18 protein-coding genes are annotated in these 22358 nt (G+C 63.8%); 9 read left to right on the top strand and 9 right to left on the bottom strand.

Features of this window, described 5'->3' with window-relative positions:
* Positions 1 to 116: 116 nt before the first annotated feature.
* Entirely contained in the window at positions 117 to 1400 is a 1284-nt protein-coding gene (locus D781_RS17910) for a polysaccharide deacetylase family protein (RefSeq protein ID WP_015673743.1), read from the top strand.
* A gap of 55 nt (positions 1401 to 1455) precedes the next feature.
* On the opposite strand, the gene panD is transcribed toward D781_RS17910, so the two are convergent.
* From panD to panB, 3 genes are all read right to left on the bottom strand, one after another.
* The gene (gene panD / locus D781_RS17905; protein ID WP_015673742.1) at positions 1456 to 1836 is read right to left on the bottom strand and encodes an aspartate 1-decarboxylase; all 381 of its coding nucleotides are present in this window, start codon (positions 1834 to 1836) and stop codon (positions 1456 to 1458) included.
* A 120-nt stretch (positions 1837 to 1956) separates the two neighbouring features.
* Positions 1957 to 2811 carry a pantoate--beta-alanine ligase gene (gene panC / locus D781_RS17900; RefSeq protein WP_015673741.1) on the bottom strand — a complete coding sequence of 285 codons (855 nt, stop codon included), beginning with the start codon at positions 2809 to 2811 and terminating at the stop codon, positions 1957 to 1959.
* 29 nt (positions 2812 to 2840) lie between these two features.
* Positions 2841 to 3635 carry a 3-methyl-2-oxobutanoate hydroxymethyltransferase gene (gene panB / locus D781_RS17895; RefSeq protein WP_015673740.1) on the bottom strand — a complete coding sequence of 265 codons (795 nt, stop codon included), beginning with the start codon at positions 3633 to 3635 and terminating at the stop codon, positions 2841 to 2843.
* Between the two features lie 213 nt (positions 3636 to 3848).
* Here panB and qseB point away from each other — a divergent pair, with 213 nt between their 5' ends.
* Positions 3849 to 4511: a quorum sensing response regulator transcription factor QseB gene (gene qseB, locus D781_RS17890; RefSeq protein WP_015673739.1), complete on the top strand. Its 663-nt coding sequence runs from the start codon at positions 3849 to 3851 to the stop codon at positions 4509 to 4511.
* Positions 4508 to 5857, top strand: a complete 1350-nt coding sequence (gene qseC, locus D781_RS17885) for a quorum sensing histidine kinase QseC (RefSeq protein WP_015673738.1) — start codon at positions 4508 to 4510, stop codon at positions 5855 to 5857. Before qseB ends, qseC begins: the two co-directional genes overlap by 4 nt.
* Before the next feature lie 27 nt (positions 5858 to 5884).
* Here the strand turns inward: qseC and folK are convergent, their stop codons facing one another.
* From folK to thpR, 6 genes are all read right to left on the bottom strand, one after another.
* Positions 5885 to 6373, bottom strand: coding sequence for a 2-amino-4-hydroxy-6-hydroxymethyldihydropteridine diphosphokinase (folK, locus tag D781_RS17880; RefSeq protein ID WP_015673737.1), 489 nt, complete (start codon positions 6371 to 6373; stop codon positions 5885 to 5887).
* On the bottom strand, positions 6373 to 7971 hold the full coding sequence (gene pcnB / locus D781_RS17875; RefSeq protein ID WP_015673736.1) for a polynucleotide adenylyltransferase PcnB: 1599 nt from the start codon (positions 7969 to 7971) through the stop codon (positions 6373 to 6375). The genes folK and pcnB overlap by 1 nt, the downstream gene beginning before the upstream one ends.
* Positions 7972 to 8042: 71 nt before the next feature.
* On the bottom strand, positions 8043 to 8954 hold the full coding sequence (gluQRS, locus tag D781_RS17870) for a tRNA glutamyl-Q(34) synthetase GluQRS (protein ID WP_015673735.1): 912 nt from the start codon (positions 8952 to 8954) through the stop codon (positions 8043 to 8045).
* Positions 8955 to 9007: 53 nt separating this feature from the next.
* Positions 9008 to 9463 carry an RNA polymerase-binding protein DksA gene (gene dksA, locus D781_RS17865; RefSeq protein ID WP_015673734.1) on the bottom strand — a complete coding sequence of 152 codons (456 nt, stop codon included), beginning with the start codon at positions 9461 to 9463 and terminating at the stop codon, positions 9008 to 9010.
* A gap of 182 nt (positions 9464 to 9645) precedes the next feature.
* Positions 9646 to 10353 (bottom strand): DNA/RNA nuclease SfsA, encoded by a 708-nt coding sequence (sfsA, locus tag D781_RS17860; RefSeq protein WP_015673733.1) that lies wholly within the window; start codon positions 10351 to 10353, stop codon positions 9646 to 9648.
* Between the two features lie 12 nt (positions 10354 to 10365).
* Positions 10366 to 10893 carry an RNA 2',3'-cyclic phosphodiesterase gene (thpR, locus tag D781_RS17855; protein ID WP_015673732.1) on the bottom strand — a complete coding sequence of 176 codons (528 nt, stop codon included), beginning with the start codon at positions 10891 to 10893 and terminating at the stop codon, positions 10366 to 10368.
* 79 nt (positions 10894 to 10972) lie between these two features.
* Here thpR and hrpB point away from each other — a divergent pair, with 79 nt between their 5' ends.
* The 6 genes from hrpB to fhuB all read left to right on the top strand — a co-directional run bounded on the left by hrpB (position 10973) and on the right by fhuB (position 22188).
* Positions 10973 to 13411, top strand: coding sequence for an ATP-dependent helicase HrpB (hrpB, locus tag D781_RS17850; protein ID WP_015673731.1), 2439 nt, complete (start codon positions 10973 to 10975; stop codon positions 13409 to 13411).
* A gap of 101 nt (positions 13412 to 13512) precedes the next feature.
* Positions 13513 to 16026, top strand: a complete 2514-nt coding sequence (gene mrcB / locus D781_RS17845) for a bifunctional glycosyl transferase/transpeptidase (RefSeq protein ID WP_015673730.1) — start codon at positions 13513 to 13515, stop codon at positions 16024 to 16026.
* Between the two features lie 248 nt (positions 16027 to 16274).
* Entirely contained in the window at positions 16275 to 18461 is a 2187-nt protein-coding gene (gene fhuA, locus D781_RS17840; protein WP_015673729.1) for a ferrichrome porin FhuA, read from the top strand.
* Positions 18462 to 18509: 48 nt separating this feature from the next.
* Positions 18510 to 19307, top strand: a complete 798-nt coding sequence (fhuC, locus tag D781_RS17835) for a Fe3+-hydroxamate ABC transporter ATP-binding protein FhuC (RefSeq protein WP_015673728.1) — start codon at positions 18510 to 18512, stop codon at positions 19305 to 19307.
* Complete coding sequence (fhuD, locus tag D781_RS17830; protein WP_015673727.1) at positions 19307 to 20203, top strand: Fe(3+)-hydroxamate ABC transporter substrate-binding protein FhuD; 897 nt, start codon at positions 19307 to 19309, stop codon at positions 20201 to 20203. Before fhuC ends, fhuD begins: the two co-directional genes overlap by 1 nt.
* Positions 20200 to 22188 (top strand): Fe(3+)-hydroxamate ABC transporter permease FhuB, encoded by a 1989-nt coding sequence (fhuB, locus tag D781_RS17825; RefSeq protein WP_015673726.1) that lies wholly within the window; start codon positions 20200 to 20202, stop codon positions 22186 to 22188. The genes fhuD and fhuB overlap by 4 nt, the downstream gene beginning before the upstream one ends.
* The last annotated feature ends 170 nt before the right edge of the window (positions 22189 to 22358 follow it).

Raw genomic sequence — 22358 nt, 5'->3', positions numbered from 1 at the left:
CGGCGTGTTGCGGGAGGGGGAAAGTCCGTTATCCCACCTTTTTCTCCCCCACTGTAAATCGTGCTATGCTGATGCACCCTCGACTTTTGGTCATTACGCACGGTTAAAACACTCTCATGCGGTTTCACATCAAGATAGCGGCAACGCTGGCCGGCGTGTTGACGTCGCTGCTGGCGCCGGCGGCGTCGGCCGGCCTGGTGTCGGCAGACAACGCGCTAAAATCCGGTTATATGGAAGCAAAACGCGACAGCGAGATCTATTCGCTGATCGGCGAACAGGTTATTCCGGTGGGCGAAGTGAAGGAAGGGCAGCTGGTGCAGGTCTTTCCGGCGGACGCGGAATATTATGAGCTGAAGTTCGGCCACGGCGTAGGGTTTATCGATAAGGACGACGTTGAGCGCCTTAACCGGGCGCAGGCGGAAAAGGTGAAAGATCCGCTGGGGGAGCTGAATAAGCCGCTGACCAACCAGAACCTGATCACCCGTCAGGCGATCAACGTCTACACCGCGGCGGATAACAAAAGCGAAATCTTCGGCATTCTGGAAGAGAACCTGCGCTATCCGATTATCGGCAGGCTGAAGGATCGGCTGAATAACACCTGGTATGAAATCAATCTCGGCGATCGGCTTGGCTACGTCAGTGAACTGGACTGCGAAGTCGATAACGGCATTCCGGTGCTGACCTATCACCACCTGCTGAAGAACGACGAGAACAAGCGTTTTCGCCACACCTCCACCACCACCTCGGACGTGGCCTTCAGCAATCAGATGACCTACCTGAAGCAGGCCGGCTACGACACCATTTCGCTCTATCAGCTGGAAGCCTATCTGAAGAACCGCATCAACCTGCCGGGTAAGGCGGTGGTGCTGACCTTCGACGACGGGCTGAAATCGGTGTATCGCTACGCCTATCCGGTGCTGAAGCAGTACGGTTTCCGCGCGACGGCGTTTATTGTCTCGTCGCGCATCAAGCGCCATCCGCAGAAGTGGAACCCGGATTCACTGCAGTTTATGAGCATTTCGGAGCTGAAGCAGCTGCAGGATGTGTTTGATATCCAGTCGCATACCCACTTCCTGCACCGCATCGACGGCTATAAGCGGCCGATCCTGCTGAGCCGCAGCCTGCACAATATCACGTTTGATTTTGAGCACTCCCGCCGCGCGCTGTCGCAGTTCAACCCGCATGTGCTGTATCTCTCCTACCCGTTCGGCGCCTATAACCAGAAGGCGGTGCAGGCGGCGGAAGACGCCGGTTTCCATCTGGCGGTGACGACGGTGCAGGGGAAGGTGAAGCCGGGCGACAACCCGTATAAGCTGAAGCGGCTGTATATTCTGCGCACCGACTCGATCCAGACGATGGCGGACCGCATCGCCAATAAGCCGGGTACGGTGGTGCAGTAACGCCGATAAAAAAGGGGCTGAACCCGGTTCAGCCCCTTGCCATGTTTTTCGACCGTCAGGCAACCTGTACCGGCACCGCTTTCGCTTTGCGCTGCAGCTGGTTGTCCCCTTCAAAGTAGGCGACTTTCGGGTGATGCTGGCGCGCATCGGCATCGCTCATCTGTACGTAAGAACAGATAATCAGCAGGTCGCCGACGCAGGCGCAGCGGGCGGCCGCGCCGTTGACGGAAATAATGCGCGAGCCGCGTTCGGCGGCGATGGCGTAGGTGGAAAAACGCTGACCGTTATCAACGTTATAAATATCGATAGCTTCATATTCCAGGATGCCGGCGGCATCCAGAAAATCCTGGTCGATGGCGCAGGAGCCTTCATAATGCAGGTCTGCCTGGGTGACCTTCACCCGGTGCAGTTTGCCTTGCAGCATAGTACGTATCATAGCGTTACCTTTCACAGGCGTGAGTTAAGTTCCGACAGCGAACCGCCATATCGTCACCGATCTCCTCGGGCTTGTCTACTTGGAAGGCCGGGGGAATGGTGACAACTGTGCAAAAAATAGTTACTCGGTCAGATCGACCTGCTGGTTATCAATCAGCCGGGCTTTGCCCAGCCAGGCGGCCATCAGCACTACCGCACGCCGGCTGTCGGCGCTGAGCGGCTGCAGGCTGTCGGCGTCGCGGATAAACAGCTCGTCCGGGGTGAAGCCGGCGTCGCGCAGCTGCTCGGCGGTCTGCGCCAGCAGTTCGTCAATCTGCCGCTCGCCGTTGCCCAGCCGCTCGGCCAGCGCCTTCATGATGCGGCTGAGCTGCGGCGCCTTCTTGCGTTCGTCCGCCGTCAGGTAGCCGTTGCGCGAGCTGAGCGCCAGACCGTCCTTGGCGCGCACGGTCGGCACGCCGACGATCTCGATGTCGTAGCCCATATCGGCCACCATTTTGCGGATCAGCGCCAGCTGCTGGTAATCCTTCTCGCCGAAGCAGGCCAGGTCCGGCTGCACCAGGTTGAACAGTTTGCTGACGATGGTTGATACCCCGCGGAAGTGGCCGGGACGGCTGGCGCCCTCCAGCATGGCGGAGATGCCGGGCACCTCAACGAAGGTCTGTTCGCCCAGACCCTGCGGATACACTTCCGCCGGCGCCGGCGCAAACACCAGATCGACGTTGTTGCGGGTCAGCTTCTCGCAGTCTTCTTGCAGGGTGCGCGGGTAGTTGGTCAGATCTTCCGGCCGGTCAAACTGCATCGGGTTGACGAAAATGCTGACCACCACGATATCGCCGCGGGCGCGGGCCTCGTCGATCAGCGTCATATGGCCGTCGTGCAGATTGCCCATGGTCGGCACCAGCGCGATGCGTTTCCCTTCCTGACGGTAGCGGCGAATATGCTGGCGCAGCAGCGGCAGGGTCTGAATAATTAACATGTTGGCTCCCGGTTCAATAGGGCTGACGCTTAGTTAAATGAGTGCTCGGCCGCAGGGTAAATCCCCTGTTCGACTTCCTGAATGTACTGTTGCACCGCGCTGCGCAGGTCGCCGCTCTGGGCGAGGAAGTTTTTGGCGAACTTCGGCGTGTGGCCGCCGGTGATGCCGAAGGCGTCGTGCATTACCAGGATCTGGCCGTCGGTGCCGTTGCCCGCGCCGATGCCGATCACCGGAATGGACAGCATGGCGGTGATTTTGCGCGCCAGCTCGGTCGGCACGCACTCCAGCACCAGCAGCTGAATGCCGGCCTGTTCCAGATTCTTCGCGTCTTCAATCAGCTGGTTGGCTGCCGCGTCATCACGGCCCTGCACCTTGTAGCCGCCGAAAATATTCACCGACTGCGGGGTCAGCCCCAGATGGCCGCACACCGGCACGGCGCGCTCCACCAGCATCTTCACCGTATCGCACAGCCAGCTGCCGCCTTCGATTTTGATCATGTTGGCGCCGGCGCGCATCACTTCCGCCGCGTTGGCGAAGGTCTGCTCCGGGGTGGCGTATCCCATAAACGGCAGGTCGGCCAGCAGCAGGCAGGCTGGCGCGCCGCGGCGTACGGCGCGGGTGTGGTAGGCGATGTCGGCCACGGTGACCGGCAGCGTGGAGTCGTGCCCCTGCAGCGTCATGCCCAGTGAGTCGCCGACCAGCATGAGTTTGATGCCCTGTTCTTCAAACAGTCTGGCGAAGCTGGCATCGTAGGCGGTCAGCGTCGCAAACTTGCGCTGCTCCTGTTTCCACTGGCGTAAGTGGGTCACGGTGGTGGGTTTCATCACAACGTCTCCTTGGTAGCGCCGCGTGGCGTGCACCGGCGCTGGCGGAAAAAAAGTGCTGTCATTCTACTGTAACCCTCCGGGGGTGGGTAGCGACGATAGTTATGGTTAAGATGTTCTTAAGAACCTTATGATGTAATAAGTCAATCTCGCTTTACAGATGCCCCGGCCCAGGCGAAAAAATGGCCACCCGCGGCGAAAATAAGGACGTGCATGAGAATTCTGCTGATTGAAGACGACAAGATTATCGGCGACGGCATCAAGGTCGGGCTGAGCCAGTTGGGCTTTACCCTCGACTGGTTTAGCGACGGCAAGCTCGGCAAACAGGCGCTGGGCAGCGCGCCCTATGATGCGGTGATCCTCGATCTCAGCCTGCCGGGCATCGACGGCCTCGATCTGCTGCGCGAATGGCGGCAGGCCGGCGAGGACGTGCCGGTGCTGATCCTGACCGCGCGCGATGCGTTGTCGCAGCGGGTAGACGGCTTGCAGAGCGGCGCCGACGACTACCTGTGCAAGCCGTTTGCGCTGGCGGAGGTGGCGGCGCGTCTGCAGGCGCTGATTCGCCGCCGTCACGGCCGGCTGAGCGCGCAGCTGACGCACGGCCGGCTGGTGTTCGACACCGCGGCGCGCAGCGTCACGCTGGACGGCGCGCTGGTGACGCTGACGCCGCGCGAGCTGGCGGTGCTGGAGCTGTTTTTACATAACAAGGGGCGGGTGCTGGCGCGGCCGCTGATTCAGGAAAAGCTGTACAGCTGGGACGATGAGGTGAGCAGTAACGCGGTGGAGGTGCATATCCACCACCTGCGCCGCAAGCTGGGCAACGGCTTTATCCGCACGGTGCACGGCGTGGGCTACACGCTGGGGGACGCCGAGTGAAGCGGCTGAGTCTGCGGCTGCGGCTGATTATCCTGTTCAGCCTGCTGGCGCTGCTGACCTGGGGCGTCGCCAGCGCGGTGGCGTGGAACATCACGCGCCACAATCTGAATAAGGTGTTCGATACCCAGCAGATGCTGTTCGCCAAACGGCTGGCGACGGCCAATCTCGGCGATATCTCAAGCGTCGGCAGCCTGCCGAAGACCAAAAAGCTGGTGCGCCACGGCAAGCGCGGCCAGCAGGATGACGACGCGCTGGCGTTCGCCATTTTTGACCGCCAGGGGCGCATGCTGCTGAACGACGGGGAAAACGGCGAGGATATCGTGTTTGACGCGCGGACGGACGGCTTTGTCGACGGCCGCCTGAAAGGGGATGACGACCGCTGGCGGCTGGTTTGGCTGACCAGCCCGGACGGCCGTCAGCGCATCGCCGTCGGCCAGGAGATGGAGTACCGGCAGGATATGGCCTGGGCGCTGGTGACCGGGCAGCTGACGCCGTGGCTGGCGACGCTGCCGCTGCTGATGCTGCTGATTGCCGTGGTGGTGGGGCGTGAGCTGCGTCCGCTGCGCAGCGTGGCGCAGGAGCTGCATCGCCGCGCGCCGGATGACGACGCGCCGCTTCAGGCGCACCGGGTGCCGAGCGAAGTGCGCCCGCTGGTGGACGCGCTCAACGCGCTGTTCGCCCGCATCGGCGCCATGCTGCAGCGCGAACGGCGCTTTACCTCCGATGCGGCGCATGAGCTGCGCAGCCCGTTGGCGGCGCTGCGGGTGCAGACCGAAGTGGTGCAGCTGGCCGGCGATAACGCTGAAGTGCGCGCCCCCGCGCTGGAGAAGCTGACCATCAGCATTGACCGCGCCACGCGGCTGGTGGACCAACTGCTGACGCTGTCGCGGCTGGATGCGCTGCCGGACCTGCACCAGCAGGAGCGCATCGACTGGCATCATCTGGTGACGGCGACGCTGGCCGAGCAGGAGCGCGATGCCCACCGCGCGGGGATGACGCTGCGCTATGAGGCGCAGGGCGCCCCGACGCCGCGGCCGGGGCAGGCGCTGCTGCTGTCGCTGCTGGTGCGTAATCTGGTGGATAATGCGCTGCGCTATACGCCGTCCGGCGGCACGGTGACCGTCACGTTAACGCCGCGCGCGCTGACGGTGGAGGACGACGGGCCGGGGGTGACGGACGAACATCTGGCGCGGCTGGGGGAACGTTTCTACCGGCCGCCGGGGCAGGAACCGACCGGCAGCGGGCTGGGGCTGTCGATTGTGCAGCGCATTGCGGCGCTGCATGGCTTACGGGTCAGTTTCGCCAACCGGCAGGAAGGGGGCTTTCAGGTTCGGGTGATGCTGTAGCGGCAGGGCGCCCGCGGCTAACAGGCGTCAGGCCGGCTGCCACAGCGTCATGCCGTTCATCGGCACGCGCTGCAGGCAGGCGGACAGCGGTTCGCCGTCCGGCAGAATCAGGTCGGGGGCGATCTCCGCCAACGGATAGAGCATGAACTCGCGTTGTTTCAGGCCGTAGTGCGGCACCGTCAGGCGCTCGCTGTCGATCACGCTGTCGCCGTACAGCAGCATATCGAGATCGAGCGTACGCGGTCCCCAGCGTTCATCCTTGCGCACCCGCCCCTGGTTGCGCTCAATTTCCTGCGTGTGATCGAGCAGCTGTTCGGCGGGCAGCTGCGTATCCAGCGCCGCCACGGCGTTAAGGAAGTCCGGCTGGTTCTGCGGCCCCAGCGGTTTGGTGCGGTAGAACGAAGAACAGGCGACCAGCCGGCTGCGCGGGAGATGCTCCAGCGCCTCCAGCGCGGCCTGAACCTGTTGCAGCGGCTGCGCCAGGTTGCTGCCCAGCGCGATATACACGCGGATCATTATGCCCCTTCTTTACGCGGCGCGCGGCGACGCGGCCGGCGCTGACGTGAGCGGCGCGGCGTCGGGTCTTCGCCCAGCGAACCGAGCATGGTTTTCTGGCTTGCCGGCGTTGCGTCCTGGAACTCGGCCCACCATTCGGCCAGACGCTGCATCTCCGGGTTGTTCTCCACCTGGGCGCGCAGCGCCAGCAGATCGTAAGCGGCGCGGAATTTCGGATGTTCCATCAGCTTGTGCGCGCGCTTGCCCTGACGACGCGACAGACGCAGCTGCAGCTGCCAGATATCGCGCACCAGCGTGGTGATGCGTTTCGGGATCGCCAGCGAGCGGCACTGCTCGTCCAGCACGTCGTTCATCGCCAGCGCGAAGGCGTCGTAATAGGCCAGGCCGCTCTCCTGTGCCAGCTTCTGCGCGTGCTCCAGCAGCGGATACCACAGCATGGCGGCGAACAGGAACGCCGGGTTGACGCGCATGTTGTTCTGCAGGCGATGATCGGTGTTCTTCAGCACCTGCACCAGGATACGCTCCATCGGCGTATTGTGGTTCGGCGTGAACTGACGGGCGATCAGCGGGAACAGCGGCTGGAACAGCTGGTATTCGCACAGTTTCAGGTAGGTCTGGAAACCGTAGCCGGACTGCAGCAGTTTCAGCGACTCTTCAAACAGGCGCGCCGGCGGAATATCGTGCAGCAGCGATGCCAGGCGCGGGAGCGGCTCGGCGGTTTCTTCGCTGATGGTCATATCCAGCTTGGCGGCGAAGCGCACCGCGCGCAGCATGCGCACCGGGTCTTCGCGGTAGCGGGTTTCCGGGTCGCCAATCAGGCGAATCACCCCCTGCTGCAGATCGCGCAGGCCGCCGACATAGTCGCGCAGGGCGAAGTCTGCCACGCCGTAATACAGGCTGTTGATGGTGAAGTCGCGACGCTGGGCGTCCTCTTCAATGGAGCCGAAGATATTGTCGCGCAGCAGCATGCCGCTCTGGGCCTGCTGCGAGGAGTTCTTGTCGTGCTCCGGATTCTGCTCGTGGTGGCCGCGGAAGGTGGCGACCTCGATGATTTCCGGCCCGAACATCACGTGCGCCAGACGGAAGCGGCGGCCGACCAGACGGCAGTTGCGGAACAGCTTGCGCACCTGCTCCGGCGTGGCGTTGGTGGTGATGTCGAAGTCTTTCGGTTTCTTACCCAGCAGCAGATCGCGCACGCCGCCGCCGACCAGATAGGCCTCAAAGCCGGACTTGTTCAGGCGGTACAGCACCTTCAGGGCGTTCTCGCTGATATCTTTGCGCGAAATGGCGTGCTGTTCGCGCGGGATAACGGTCATCGGACGCGTGCCCTCGGCTGCGGATGACGGTGCGCGTTTGCGCGGTGCAGGGCGACGGCCGGCGTGCTCCCGCCCTTTATCGGCAGAGCGCTGACGCGGCGCGGCGGGTTCCTGGGCCGCGGCCTGCTCTTCGCGAACCGGCGCTTTATCGTTGGCCGGCGCATCATCGCGGGCCGATTTGTCATCGCCGGTGAGTACCTTACGGCAAAAATTGGCTACTCGGGTAAAAATGGTACACCTCGATAGTGACGGATAAAAATGGCGCGCCCTTGCCGATGGCAAACCACAGCCGTATGGGGCCGCTGTGGTTTGACATCACTCAGGCTTATAAAAAAATAGCGGCTAATCATAGCTCACCATGGCGTCTTTGAGAATGCCGTTATGTTTTGCGGCAGGGCGAGGGCGGTCTGGCGCGGCACGTTCGCCAGCGTCCAGTGTTCGATGGCCCAGCTCAATAATAATGGCAGATCAAGATCTTGCCAGCTTTCCGGCAGCGGTTGACGCAGAAAATGCAGCGCGGCGATCAGCACCGGCCGCGGGTCGCCGTCCGGCAGCGGCGGGGCGTGATTTTGCTTCGACAGCTTCAGGCCGTGCTCCCCCAGCGCCAGCGGCAGGTGAACATAATCCGGCGTCGGCGCCTGCAGCTGACGGTACAGCGCCATTTGGCGCACCGTCGGCTCAATCAGGTCGGCGCCGCGCACGATCTCCGTCACGCCCTGAAAGTGGTCGTCAACGACCACCGCCAGATTATAGGCGAACAGGCCGTCGCGCCGGCGGATGATAAAATCCTCCTGCGCCAGCGCCGGGTCGGCGCACAGCTCACCCTGCAGGCCGTCGTGGAAGCGGTAGACCGGCGCGCTCTGGCGCAGGCGGATGGCGGCGTTCTGCGGGCCGAGCTGCCGTTCCCGGCAGTGGCCGTCGTACAGGCCGCCCGCCTGCTGAATGCGGCTGCGGGTGCAGGTGCAGTAATAGCTGAGCCCCTGGCGCTGCAGCCAGTCCAGCGTAGCGCGGTAGGCGTCGTGACGTTGGGATTGATAGAGCACCTGGCCGTCCCAGTGGAGGCCGTAGTGGTCGAGCGCGCGCAGAATGCGCTCGGCAGCGCCGGCGACTTCACGCGGCGGGTCGATATCTTCAATGCGAAGCAGCCACTGCCCGTGGCGGGAGCGGGCCTGCAGAAAACTGCCCAGGGCGGCGATCAGCGAACCGAAGTGCAGATCCCCGGAAGGAGAGGGGGCAAAACGCCCCACATAATGACTTTCTGGCATAATAACTCTGTGCGGCGCGCCGGTAAGGCACGCCGCGGGTAATAACGACTGAATCAGCCGGCCATCTGCTTTTCGCGGATCTCGGCCAGAGTTTTACAGTCGATGCACAAATCGGCCGTCGGACGCGCTTCAAGGCGGCGAATGCCAATCTCTACGCCGCAGGATTCGCAGAAGCCGAAATCATCGTCTTCCACTTTCTTCAGCGTTTTTTCGATCTTTTTGATCAGTTTGCGTTCACGATCGCGGTTACGCAACTCGAGGCTGAATTCCTCTTCCTGAGTGGCGCGGTCCGCGGGATCAGGAAAGTTTGCTGCCTCTTCCTGCATGTGCGACACAGTACGGTCTACTTCGTCCCTGAGCTGGTTGCGCCAAGCTTCAAGAATGCGCTTGAAATGCGACAGCTGGGCGTCGTTCATATACTCTTCGCCCGGCTTCTCTTGATACGGCTCCACCCCAGCGATGGCGAGAATGCTCAAGGACGAGGTTTTACGGTTTTGCCCTTCTTGCATGTTGCTTCTCCTACATACACACGCACTATCGAATCCCCAATGCGGGGGAAAAACAGGCCGCTATAAATAACAGATGGTGAGTAGGTTGGCAATTATTCCTGTCGCCCGCTTGACAATGGTGTGAAGGAAGGCGTATTTGGCGATCTAATCGTCGGCGGCCGATTTATTGGCAGCCTGACGCTTTAATCGATAAAAAACGGTAACTTATCGGTGAGACAAATACCGTCAGGTGATAATTTAGCCCCATAACACACCACTTCTACTCCCGCCTGCTGAACCTGCGCCAACAGTGCCGCATAATGCGCATCTATATGATGAGCCGGGGCGACTTGGTCAATACCGCTGTGCAACACGGCAAAGAACAATACCGCACGCTGCCCGCTTTCCACCACGTTTTGCAGTTCGCGCAGGTGCTTCTGACCCCTGAGCGTCACGGCGTCAGGAAAGTAACCACGCTGTTGTTGCAGTAACGTGACAGACTTAACTTCAATATAGCAGTTAACCCGGTTTTCTGCCTGTAATAACAAATCGATACGGCTGTTCTCGCTGCCGTACTTCACTTCGCCGCTGATTTTACTGTAACCAGATAATTCACTGATTAAATTATGTTCGATGGCTTCGCGCACCAGCGCGTTGGCGCGCAGGGTATTGACGCAGATCCAGTCCCCCTGTTGGGTATGGGTCAGCTCCCAGCTGTGGGCGTATTTGCGCTTGGGGTTGTCTGAGGTGGAATACCAGACGGTGTCGCCGGGGGTGGCGCAGCCGGTCATGGCGCCGGTATTGGCGCAGTGCAGGGTAAAGGTGTCGCCCTGCGGCGTGACGACGTCGGCCAGAAAGCGTTTGTAACGTTTAATCAGGGTGGCGGGTTGCAGCGGTGGCGTGAATTGCATGCGGTGTCTGTCCTAGCTGAGCGCCCACTGTTCCAGCGGGTGGTAACGGGTGCGGCCGTTGTCAAACGACGACTGATATAAGGAAAAATGCGTCACCGGCAGGTTCCAGCCCGGCGTTGACGGCGGCAGCGCCACCGGATGCACCGCAGCGCGCAGCAGGGTGATATGCGGGTGAAACGGCAGCGGGCTTTGATAGCAGCCGCTGCGCGCCGCCTGCGAGCGCAACATCTGCGCTAGCTGCAGCAGGCCGCGCGGCGCGCGCTTGCAGCCGAGCCAGACCACGCCGGGGCGCGGCCAGTGGCCGAGATCGTCGAGCTGCAGGCTGAAGCCGGGCTGGCTGATGCGTCCCGCCAGCCTTTTTAGCGCCGCTTCCTTCTGGCTGCTGACCTCGCCGAGAAACGCCAGCGTCAGGTGCAGGTTGGCGGCGGCGACCGGGCGACCGTCCTGCGGCGCGAAGGCGTCGGCGCGCCAGCGGATGACCTGCTGCTGCAGGCTGTCCGGCAAGGGCAGGGCAAAAAACAGACGGCGCGAACTGGACATGTTTCCTCGGTAACTGAATGAATCTCTGGGCGCAATGCTACAATGAGCGCCGTTGATTAACTACCCCGTGGAGTGTTTTGTGTCTTTATTGCCCGTCAGCCAGGTGCTGGATGAGTTGCTTGCCGCGCTGCACAGCGCGCCGCAGGTGTTGCTGCACGCGCCGACCGGCGCCGGTAAGTCCACCTGGCTGCCGCTGCAGATCCTGCGGCAGGCCAACCTGCCGGGGCGCATCATCATGCTGGAGCCGCGGCGTCTGGCGGCGAAAAACGTCGCCTACCGCCTGGCGCAGCAGCTGGGGGAAGAGCCGGGGCAAACCGTGGGCTACCGCATGCGCGCCGAAAGCAAAAGCGGGCCGGCGACGCGGCTGGAGGTGGTCACCGAAGGCATTCTGACCCGCATGCTGCAGCAGGATGCAGAGCTGCAGGGCGTCTCGCTGGTGATCCTGGATGAATTCCATGAGCGCAGCCTGCAGGCCGATCTGGCGTTGGCGCTGCTGCTGGACGTACAGCAGGGGCTGCGTGACGATCTGAAGCTGCTGATTATGTCGGCGACGCTGGATAATGCCCGGCTGTCGCAGCTGCTGCCGGTTGCGCCGGTGGTGGTGTCGCAGGGGCGCAGTTTCCCGGTGGCGCGTCACTATCAGCCGCTGGCCAGCCATCAGCGGCTGGAGGACGGCGTCGCCTCGGCGGTCAAGCGCCTGCTGGCGGAGCAGCCGGGATCGCTGCTGCTGTTTTTACCGGGCGTGGCGGAGATTTTGCGGGTGATGGAGCGGCTGCAGGGTGAGGTCGCCGGCGATGTCGACCTGTGCCCGTTGTACGGCGCGCTGCCGCTGGCGCAGCAGCAGCGGGCGATTCAGCCGGCCGCCGCCGGGCGGCGCAAAGTGGTGCTGGCGACCAATATTGCCGAAACCAGCCTGACGATTGAGGGCATCCGGCTGGTGGTGGACAGCGGCCTGGAGCGCACGGCGCGTTTTGACGCGCGCAACGGCCTGACGCGTCTGATTACCCAGCGCATCAGCCAGGCGTCGATGGTGCAGCGCGCCGGACGCGCCGGGCGCCTGGAAGAGGGCGTCTGCTGGCACCTGTGCGCCAAAGAGCAGGCCGAGCGCGCCGCCGAGTATGCCGAGCCGGAAATACTGCACAGCGATCTCAGCGGCTTCTGGCTGGAGCTGCTGCAGTGGGGCTGCGTTGACGCCGGCCAGCTGAGTTGGCTGGATCTGCCGCCGCCCGCGGCGCTGGCGGCAGCCCAGCGGCTGTTGCAGACGCTGGGGGCCGCCGATGAACAGGGCAAACTGACGGCGGAGGGACGCCGGATGGCGACGCTCGGCTGCGAACCGCGGCTGGCGGCGATGCTGTGCGCCGGCGCGGCGCTGGGGGAGGACGGCCTGGCGACCGCCGCCTTGCTGGCTGCGCTGTTGGAAGAGCCGCCGCGTAACGGGCAACTGGATATTGATTACTGGCTCAGCCGGCCGCAGCCGCACTGGCAACGGCGCGCGCGCCAGCTGGCGCAGCGCCTGAAGGGGCGCGACGGCCGCGTGGACGCCGAACTGGCGCCGCGGCTGCTGGCGCACGCCTTTGCCGATCGTATCGCCCAGCGGCGCGGGCAGGACGGCCGCTATCTGCTGGCGAACGGCATGGGCGCGGCGATGCATCAGGATGAGGCGCTGTCGCGTGCGCCGTGGCTGATCGTGCCGGCGCTGCTGCAGGGGGCGAACAGCCCGGACGCGCGTATTCTGCTGGCGCTGCCGCTGGACGTTGAAGAACTGGCGGCGCAGCTGCCGGAGATTGCGCAGCAGCGCACCGCGGTGGAGTGGGATGAAGAAAAAGGCACGCTGCGCGCCTGGCAGCGTCTGCAGATCGGCCGTCTGACGCTGCGCGCCCGACCGCTGGCGAAACCGGCGGACGACGAGCTGCAACAGGCGTTGGTGGACTGGGTGCGCGCTCAGGGCCTGGCGGTGCTGAACTGGGAGGGCGCCGCCGGCCAGCTGCGCGCGCGTCTGCAGTGCGCGCGGGAGTGGCTGCCGGAGGCCGACTGGCCAGCGGTGGACGATGAGGCGCTGCTGGCGGCACTGGAGCGGTGGCTGCTGCCGGCGCTCGGCGGCGTGCGCGATCTGCGCGGTCTGCGGCAGGTCAATCTCGCCGAGGCGCTGAGCAACCTGCTGGACTGGCAGCAGAAACAGCGGCTGGATAATGCGCTGCCCACTCATTACACTGTGCCGACCGGCAGCCGCCTGCCGATCCGCTATGAGGCCGGCAAGCCGCCGCTGCTGCCGGTGCGTCTGCAGGAGATGTTCGGCGAGCAGCGCAGCCCGATGCTGGCGGAGGGTCGCATCGCGGTGGTGCTTGAGTTACTCTCTCCGGCGCACCGGCCGCTGCAGATCACCGCCGACCTGGCGGCGTTCTGGCAGGGCGCCTACCGGGAAGTACAGAAAGAGATGAAGGGGCGCTACCCGAAGCACGTCTGGCCCGACGACCCGGCCAACGCGCTGCCGACGCGCCGCACCAAGAAGTATCAGTAGCTGAATTCGGATGTTTCTTCTGTTCAGTCGGCTGATGCGGGAACAGATTAAGCACAAACTTGAACGGCCATCCTGGCCGTGCAGCGTGGAGAGTGACAGCAATGGCCGGGGATGACCGCGAGCCCATCGGGCGCAAAGGGAAACCACCCAAGCGCAGCGCGCCGCGCAGGCCGCCGCGCCGTCGTCTGGAGGACGACGATGATGACTACCAAGCAAATAACTTTCAGGATGAGTATGACGATGATGAATATAACGACGAGGAAGAACGCATGCCGCGTAAGGTAAAGGCCGCGCCGCCTCGTAAGAAACGCCGTTGGCTCGGCTTGATGCTGAAAATCATACTGGTGATCGCCGTGCTGCTGGCCGGCTACGGCGTCTATCTGGATTCGCAGATCCGCAGCCGCATCGACGGCAAGGTCTGGCAGCTGCCGGCGGCGGTGTATGGCCGCATGGTCAACCTGGAACCCGGCATGCCGTACAGCAAAGGCGAAATGGTCAAGCTGCTGGAAGGCATGCAGTACCGCCAGGTCAGCCGGATGACGCGCCCGGGTGAATTTACCGTGAAGGGCAACAGCATTGAGATGCTGCGCCGTCCGTTTGACTTCCCGGACGGTAAAGAGGGGCAGATCCGCGCCCGTCTCGACTTCCAGAACGACCGCCTGGCGAAGATTGAAAACCTGGACAACCAGCGCAGCTTCGGCTTCTTCCGTCTGGACCCACGGCTGATCACCATGCTGCAGTCGCCGAACGGCGAGCAGCGCCTGTTCGTGCCGCGCAGCGGCTTCCCGGATCTGCTGGTGGACACGCTGATCGCCACCGAAGACCGCCACTTCTACGAGCATGACGGCATCAGCCCTTACTCGATCGGTCGTGCGCTGCTGGCCAACCTGACCGCCGGCCGTGCGGTGCAGGGCGGCAGTACTCTGACCCAGCAGCTGGTGAAAAACCTGTTCCTGACCAACGAGCGTTCGCTGTGGCGTAAGGCCAACGAAGCCTATATGGCGCTGCTGGTGGACTACCGCTACAGCAAAGACCGCATTCTGGAGCTGTACCTGAACGAGGTGTACCTCGGCCAGAGCGGCAGCGACCAGATCCGCGGCTTCCCGCTGGCCAGCCTGTACTACTTCGGCCGCCCGGTGGATGAGCTGAGCCTCGACCAGCAGGCGCTGCTGGTGGGGATGGTGAAAGGGGCGTCGCTGTACAACCCGTGGCGCAACCCGAAACTGGCGCTGGAGCGCCGCAACCTGGTGCTGAAACTGTTGCAGAACCAGGGCGTGATCGACGCGGAGCTGTATAACATGCTCAGCGCGCGTCCGCTGGGCGTTCAGCCGAAGGGCGGGGTGATTACGCCGCAGCCGGCCTTTATGCAGCTGGTGCGTCAGGAGCTGCAGAGCAAGCTGGGGGATAAGGTCAATGACCTGTCCGGCGTGAAGATCTTCACCACCCTGGATCCGGTGTCGCAGGACGCGGCGGAAAAAGCGGTTGAGGCCGGCGTGCCGGCGCTGCGCGCTGCGCGTCACGTGAAAGATCTGGAAGCGGCAATGGTGATTGTCGACCGCTTCAGCGGCGAAGTCCGCGCGATGGTCGGCGGCGCCGAGCCGCAGTTCGCCGGCTTTAACCGCGCGCTGCAGGCCCGCCGTCTGGTGGGGTCGCTGGCCAAGCCGCCGACCTACCTGACCGCGCTGTCTGAACCGGACAAATACCGCCTGAACACCTGGCTGGCGGATGCGCCGCTGTCGCTCAAACAGCCGAACGGCAGCGTCTGGCAGCCGAACAACTACGATCGCCGTTTCCGCGGCAAGGTGATGCTGGTGGATGCGTTGGCGCACTCGCTGAACGTGCCGACGGTGAATCTGGGGATGGCCGTCGGGCTGGATCAGATCAGCGCCACGCTGCAGCGTCTGGGCATTCCGAAGTCGGAGATTAATCCGGTGCCGTCCATGCTGCTGGGGGCCATCGGCCTGACGCCGATGGAAGTGGCGCAGGAGTACCAGACCATTGCCGGCGGCGGCAACCGCGCGCCGCTGTCCGCGGTACGTTCGGTGATTGCCGAGGACGGCAGCGTGCTGTACCGCAGCTTCCCGCAGGCGGAGCGCGTAGTGCCGGCGCAGGCGGCCTATCTGACGCTGTACGCCATGCAGCAGGGCGTTGCGCGCGGCACCTCGCGTTCGCTGTCGGTGAAGTTCCCTAACTACCACCTGGCGGCGAAAACCGGCACCACCAACGATCTGCGCGACAGCTGGTTTGCCGGCATCGACGGTAAAGAAGTGGCGATCGCCTGGGTCGGACGCGATAACAACGGCCCGGCCAAGCTGACCGGCGCCAACGGCGCGCTGACGCTGTACCGCCGCTACCTGGAAAACCAGACGCCGCTGCCGTTGCAGGTGCAGGCACCGGAAGGGATCAACCAGATGAGCATCGACTCCGACGGTAACTTCCTGTGCGGCGCAGGCGGCTGGCGCACCATTCCGGTGTGGACCGACAACCCGGACGGCCTGTGCCAGGCCAGCCAGGCCGCGCTGCAGCAGCAACAGCAACAACAGCAGCAGGAGCAGGAAGAGCAGAAAGGCTCTGACGGCGTTGCCGGCTGGATTAAGGATATGTTCGGCCAGTAAGGCCGGCGTGAACGGCGGCCGCGACAGGCGGTGCGCCGATGCTAAAAACCCGTAACGGACGTTGCGGGTTTTTTTTATTTTTCCGCCTAAGTTATTTCCATAGGGTTAACGGGGCTGAGTCAGCGGGCCGGCGTTGGCCGGCGCGCCGAAATGCGCTTGCAGTTAAACTTCCCTTCTGCATAAAATGCGACGCTTATAATAATTATTATCGTTTACATTCTTCATTCAAATACATCAGAGAAATTATCATGGCTACCAAGCGTCCATCTCCATCACCGACGGTGTTTAACCGTTTCCCCGTGCGCGGCAGCGCGCTGGCCATCGCCGCCGCGTTGGGCGCCCTGAGCCTGTCGGCGCAGGCCGCTGACGGGGCGAAAGAAGATACCCTGACCGTGGTCGGCAGCGGCAGCCAACAGCAGGAAAGCGCCTGGGGGCCGGTCGGCACCTATGCCGCCAAGCACAGCGCTACCGGCACCAAAACCGATACGCCGCTGGTGAAAACGCCGCAGTCGGTCTCGGTGGTGACGCGCGAAGAGATGGAGATGCGCCAGCCGGACACGGTGAAAAGCGCGCTGGGCTACACGCCGGGCGTGATGGTGGGCAACCGCGGCGCTTCCACCGCCTATGATTCGGTCAATATCCGCGGCTTCAGTTCGGTCGGCACCAATCTCTATCTGGACGGCCTCAAGCTGCAGGACGACAACTATTCGATTTATCAGGTCGATCCCTATTTCCTGGAGCGCGCCGAGGTGCTGCGCGGGCCGGTTTCCGTATTGTACGGCAAAAGCAACCCGGGCGGGCTGGTCTCGCTGGTCAGCAAACGGCCGACCGGCGAAGAGCTGCGGGAAGTGCAGTTCAAAATGGGCAGCGATAACCTGTTCCAGACCGGCTTTGATTTCGGCGGCACGCTGGATGACGACGGTGTTTACTCCTACCGCCTGACCGGGCTGGCGCGCAGCGAAGACCAGCAGCAGGTGGGGGAAAAATCCAAGCGTTACGCCATTGCGCCTTCCTTCAGCTGGCGGCCGGACGACCGCACCACCTTTACCCTGCTGAGCAGCTTCCAGGACGATCCGGACGTCGGCTACTACGGCTGGCTGCCGAAAGAAGGCACGGTGGAAAACGGCGTCAACGGCAAGCTGCCGACCAGCTTTAACGACGGCGAACCGGGTTACAACAACATCTCGCGCAAACAGCAGATGATCGGCTACAGCTTCGATCATGCCTTCAACGATGTGTGGAGCGTGCGGCAGAACCTGCGCTACACCAAGATGGACGTCGACTATCGCTCCATCTACGGCCTTGGCATCAGCGCGGCCAACCCGAGCGAGCTGACGCGCGGCGTGATGAATTCGAAAGAGCATATGTCCAGCTTTGCGGTCGATAGCCAGGCGCAGGCCAAATTCGCCACCGGCGATGTGGATCACACGCTGCTGATGGGCGTCGACTATATGCGCATGCGCAACGATATCGTGTATGAGTACGGCACCGCATCCAACCTGAGCGTGGTGGCGCCGAACTACGGCAACGACAGCTACACCATTACCGGCAGCGCCAATCAGGTGAACCGTCAGGAGCAGACCGGCCTCTATCTGCAGGATCAGGCCGAGTGGAACAACTGGGTGCTGACGCTGGGCGGCCGCTACGACTGGAGCCAGACCTCCACCACCAACCGCGCGGCGCAAAATACGCGCAGCGAGCAGAACGACAGCGAATTTACCGGCCGCGCCGGGCTGAACTATGTGTTCGACAACGGCATTGCGCCGTACTTCAGCTACAGCGAGTCGTTTGAACCTACTGCCGGCACCGATGCCTTCGGCAAGCCGTTTTCGCCGTCGAAGGGCAAACAGTACGAAACCGGGGTGAAGTACGCGCCGGCTAACCGGCCGATCACCGCCAGCGTGGCGCTGTACCAGCTGACCAAGACCAACAACAAGGTCGCCTTCCCGGATAACCCGGTGTTCAGCATTCAGGGCGGTGAAATCCGCTCCCGTGGGGTCGAGGTCGAAGCCAAGGCGGCGCTGTCGGCCAACGTCAACGTGCTGGGCTCGTACACCTATACCGACGCCGAGTACACCAAAGACACCACCAATCAGGGCCATACGCCGGCGGCGATTCCGAAGCATATGGCGTCGCTGTGGGCGGACTATACCTTCCATGAAACCGCGCTGAGCGGCCTGACGTTAGGCTCCGGCGTGCGCTATGTCGGTTCCAGCTACGGCGACGAAGCGAATACCTTCAAAGTTAAAGATTACACGGTGGTCGATGCGGCGGTGAAATACGATCTGGCACGATTCAACCTGCCGGGTTCATCCGTTGGCATTAATATCAACAACCTGTTTGATAAAGAGTACGTCTCCAGCTGCTTCAATACCTACGGTTGCTACTGGGGCGCGGAACGTCAGGTGGTTGCGACCGCAACTTTCCGTTTCTAACCGGACAACCCCGGCGCGGCCGCGCTGCGCCGGGTAAAAATAGGGCCTATGCAGGATAAACATCTTCTTCAACAGGCGACGTTCACGCTGGATAACGTGAGCTTCGCCGTTCCCGGCCGCATACTGCTGCAACCGCTGTCACTGACCTTTCCGCACGGGAAAGTCTGCGGGCTGATTGGCCATAACGGCTCCGGCAAATCCACCTTACTGAAAATTCTCGGCCGTCATCAGGCGGCGACCGGCGGTCAGGTGCTGCTGAACGAGACGCCGCTGGCGCAGTGGGACAGCAAGGCGTTCGCCCGCGAAGTGGCCTACCTGCCGCAGCAGCTGCCGGCCGCCGAGGGCATGACGGTGCGCGAGCTGGTGGCCATCGGCCGCTATCCGTGGCACGGCGCGCTGGGGCGTTTTTCCGCCGCCGACCGTCAGCACGTGGAAGAGGCGATCGCGCTGGTGGACTTAAAGCCGCTGGCCGGCCGGCTGGTGGACAGCCTGTCCGGCGGTGAGCGTCAGCGCGCCTGGCTGGCGATGCTGGTGGCGCAGGACAGCCGCTGCCTGCTGCTGGATGAACCGACCTCGGCGCTGGATATCGCCCATCAGGTCGAGGTGCTGGCGCTGATCCAGCGTCTGAGCCGCGAGCGTGGCCTGACGGTGATTGCGGTGCTGCACGATATCAATATGGCCGCCCGCTACTGCGACCACCTGGTGGCGCTGCGCGGCGGGGAGATGATCGCCCAGGGCGCGCCGCTGGAACTGATGCAGGGGCCGGTGCTGGAGCAAATCTACGGCATTCCGATGGGCACGCTGCCGCATCCGAGCGGCGGTTCACCGGTGAGCTTTGTTTACTGATGCAAGAGACTTCTTTTGACCCTTTCCGCCGCCGTCTGCTGACGGCGCTGGCGCTGTCGCCGCTGCTGAGCGCGCTGCCGGGCCGTGCGGCCGCACTGCCCGATCTGGGGCGCATCGTCGCGCTGGAATGGCTGCCGGCTGAACTGCTGCTGGCGCTGGGCGTAACGCCGCTGGCGGTGGCCGATATTCATAACTACAACCTGTGGGTGCGCGAGCCGGCGCTGCCGGCGACGGTGGTTGACGCCGGCCAGCGCACCGAACCCAACCTGGAGCTGCTGCAACAGCTGCAGCCGTCGCTGGTGCTGCTGTCGCAGGGCTATGGCCCGTCGCCGCAGCTGCTGGCGCCGATTGCGCCGACCATGGAGTTTGCCTTTAACGACGGCAGCGGCAAACCGCTGACCGTCGCCAAACGCTCACTGCGTCAGCTGGCGCAGCGGCTGGGATTGGAGAGCCGCGCCGAGCAGCATCTGCAGGACTTTGACGCTTTTCTCGGCGGCGCGCGCCAGCGCCTGCAGGCCTACACCCGCCAGCCGCTGCTGCTGTTCTCGCTGATCGATAACCGCCACGCGCTGGTGATCGGCCATCAGAGCCTGTTCCAGGAGGTGATGGACCAGCTCGGCATCGCCAACGCCTGGCGCGGGGAAACCAACTTCTGGGGCTCGGCGATCGTCGGTATCGAACGTTTGGCGACGGTGAAGAACGCGCGGGCGATCTACTTCGACCACGGTAATCAGCGGATGCTGGCGCAGGTGAGCGCGACGCCGCTGTGGCAGTCGCTGCCGTTTGTGCGTCAGCAGCAGCTGCGCCGGCTGCCGGCGGTCTGGCTGTACGGCGCCACACTGTCCGCGATGCGCTTTTGCCGGCTGCTGGAACAGGCACAGGAGGCGCGCGCATGAATAGCAGACGGCGTATTTTACCTATCGCGCTGCTGGCGTTGCTGGCGGCTGCAGCCGGCGGCCTGAGCCTGTTCAACCTGCTGCAGCAGCTGCCGCTGGCACAGTGGGAGCAGGCGCTGCGGGCGCCGGATATCGATAACGTGCAGCAGATGGTGTTCCATTACAGCCTGCTGCCGCGTCTGTGCATTGCGTTGCTGGCCGGCGCCGGCCTGGGGCTGGTGGGCGTGCTGTTCCAGCAGGTGCTGCGCAACCCGCTGGCCGAGCCGGCGACGCTCGGCGTTTCGGCCGGCGCGCAGCTGGGGCTAACCATCGCCACGCTGTGGATGCTGCCGGGCGGCGCGTTGACCGAACAGCTGGCCGCGATGGCCGGCGCGATCGTGGTCGGCGCGCTGGTGTTCGGCGTGGCCTGGGGCAAGCGGATGTCGCCGGTGACGCTGATCCTGGCCGGTCTGGTGCTGGGGCTGTACTGCGGTGCGGTCAGCAGTCTGCTGGCGCTGTTCAACTATGAGCAGCTGCAGGGACTATTCCTGTGGAGCACCGGCTCGCTGAACCAGCAGGACTGGAGCGCGGTGCAGTTTATCCTGCCGCGCCTGCTGCTGACGGCGCTGCTGGCCGCGCTGCTGATCCGTCCGCTGACCCTGCTGGGGCTGGATGACGGCGTGGCGTGCAATCTGGGGCTGGGGCTGGCATTCGCCCGCTTCAGCGCGCTGGCGCTGGCGATCGTGTTCAGCGCCATGTTGGTCAACGCGGTGGGGGTGATCGGCTTTATCGGCCTGTTCGCGCCGCTGATGGCGAAAATGCTGGGCGCGCGCCGGCTGGCGCACCGGATGATGCTGGCGCCGCTGCTGGGGGCGCTGCTGCTTTGGCTGACCGATCAGCTGATGGTCTGGCTGGCGCTGGTCTGGCGGGAAATTCCGACCGGCGCCGCTACCGCGCTGATTGGCGCGCCGCTGCTGCTGTGGCTGCTGCCGCGGCTGCGCAGCGCCGCCACGCCGCCGCCGATGAACCTGGGCGACCGGGTGCCGGCCGAGCGTCAGCATCTGCCGCGCTGGCTGCTGCTGGGCGGCGCGCTGCTGCTGGCCGGGCTGGCGGTGGCGCTGATGCTGGGGAAAAATGCCGCCGGCTGGCACTGGAGCGTCGGCGCGGAATTTGAGTCGCTGTGGCCGTGGCGCTGGCCGCGGGTGCTGTCGGCGCTGGCGGCGGGCGTGATGCTGGCGGTGGCGGGCACGCTGATTCAGAAGCTGACCGGCAACCCGATGGCCAGCCCGGAAGTGCTGGGCATCAGCTCCGGCGCGGCGTTCGGCGTGGTGGTGATGATGTTTATCGTACCGGGCGACGCCTTTGTCTGGCTGCTGCCGGCGGGCAGTCTGGGGGCAGCGCTGACGCTGTTGGTGATCACCGTGGTCGCCGGGCGCGGCGGCTTCTCGACCGAACGGATGCTGCTGGCGGGGATTGCGCTCAGCACCGCGTTTACCACCACCATCTATCTGCTGCTGGCCAGCGGCGACCCGCGCATGGGCGGCCTGCTGACCTGGATTTCCGGTTCGACCTATGCGGTGACCGCGGCGCAGGCGATACGCACCGCGCTGATTGCCGCGCTGCTGGTGCTGCTGGCGCCGCTGTGCCGCCGCTGGCTGACCATTCTGCCGCTGGGCGGCGCGACGGCGCGTTCGGTCGGCATTGCGTTGACGCCGGTGCGCCTGAGCATTCTGCTGCTGGCGGCGACGCTGACCGCGATGGCGACGCTGACCGTCGGTCCGCTCAGCTTTGTCGGCCTGATGGCGCCGCATATGGCGCGCATGCTGGGCTTCCGCCGCGCGCTGCCGCAGCTGCTGATCGCCGCGCTGCTGGGCGGCCTGCTGATGGTGTTTGCCGACTGGTGCGGGCGGATGGTGCTGTTCCCTTACCAAATCCCGGCCGGCCTGCTGGCGACCTTTATCGGCGCGCCGTACTTCGTCTATCTGCTGCGCAGGCAGACTTCGTAGCGGCTCCGCCGGATTCTCCTTAAGTGCCCGGCCTACCGTAATGCCGGGCACTTAAGGCTATCGATATTGTTTTCAAAGGGATATTTTACCTTTTTAGTCCGATCTTTCTCATACTCCCGTACGGTCAGCATTAGCCTTCTGGTCGGTTTTTTTTGTCAGGATAACGGTAT

The sequence above is a fragment of the Serratia sp. FGI94 genome (assembly GCF_000330865.1).
Lineage (GTDB): Bacteria > Pseudomonadota > Gammaproteobacteria > Enterobacterales > Enterobacteriaceae > Serratia_B > Serratia_B rubidaea.
This window is presented reverse-complemented; position numbering and strand designations above follow the sequence as displayed.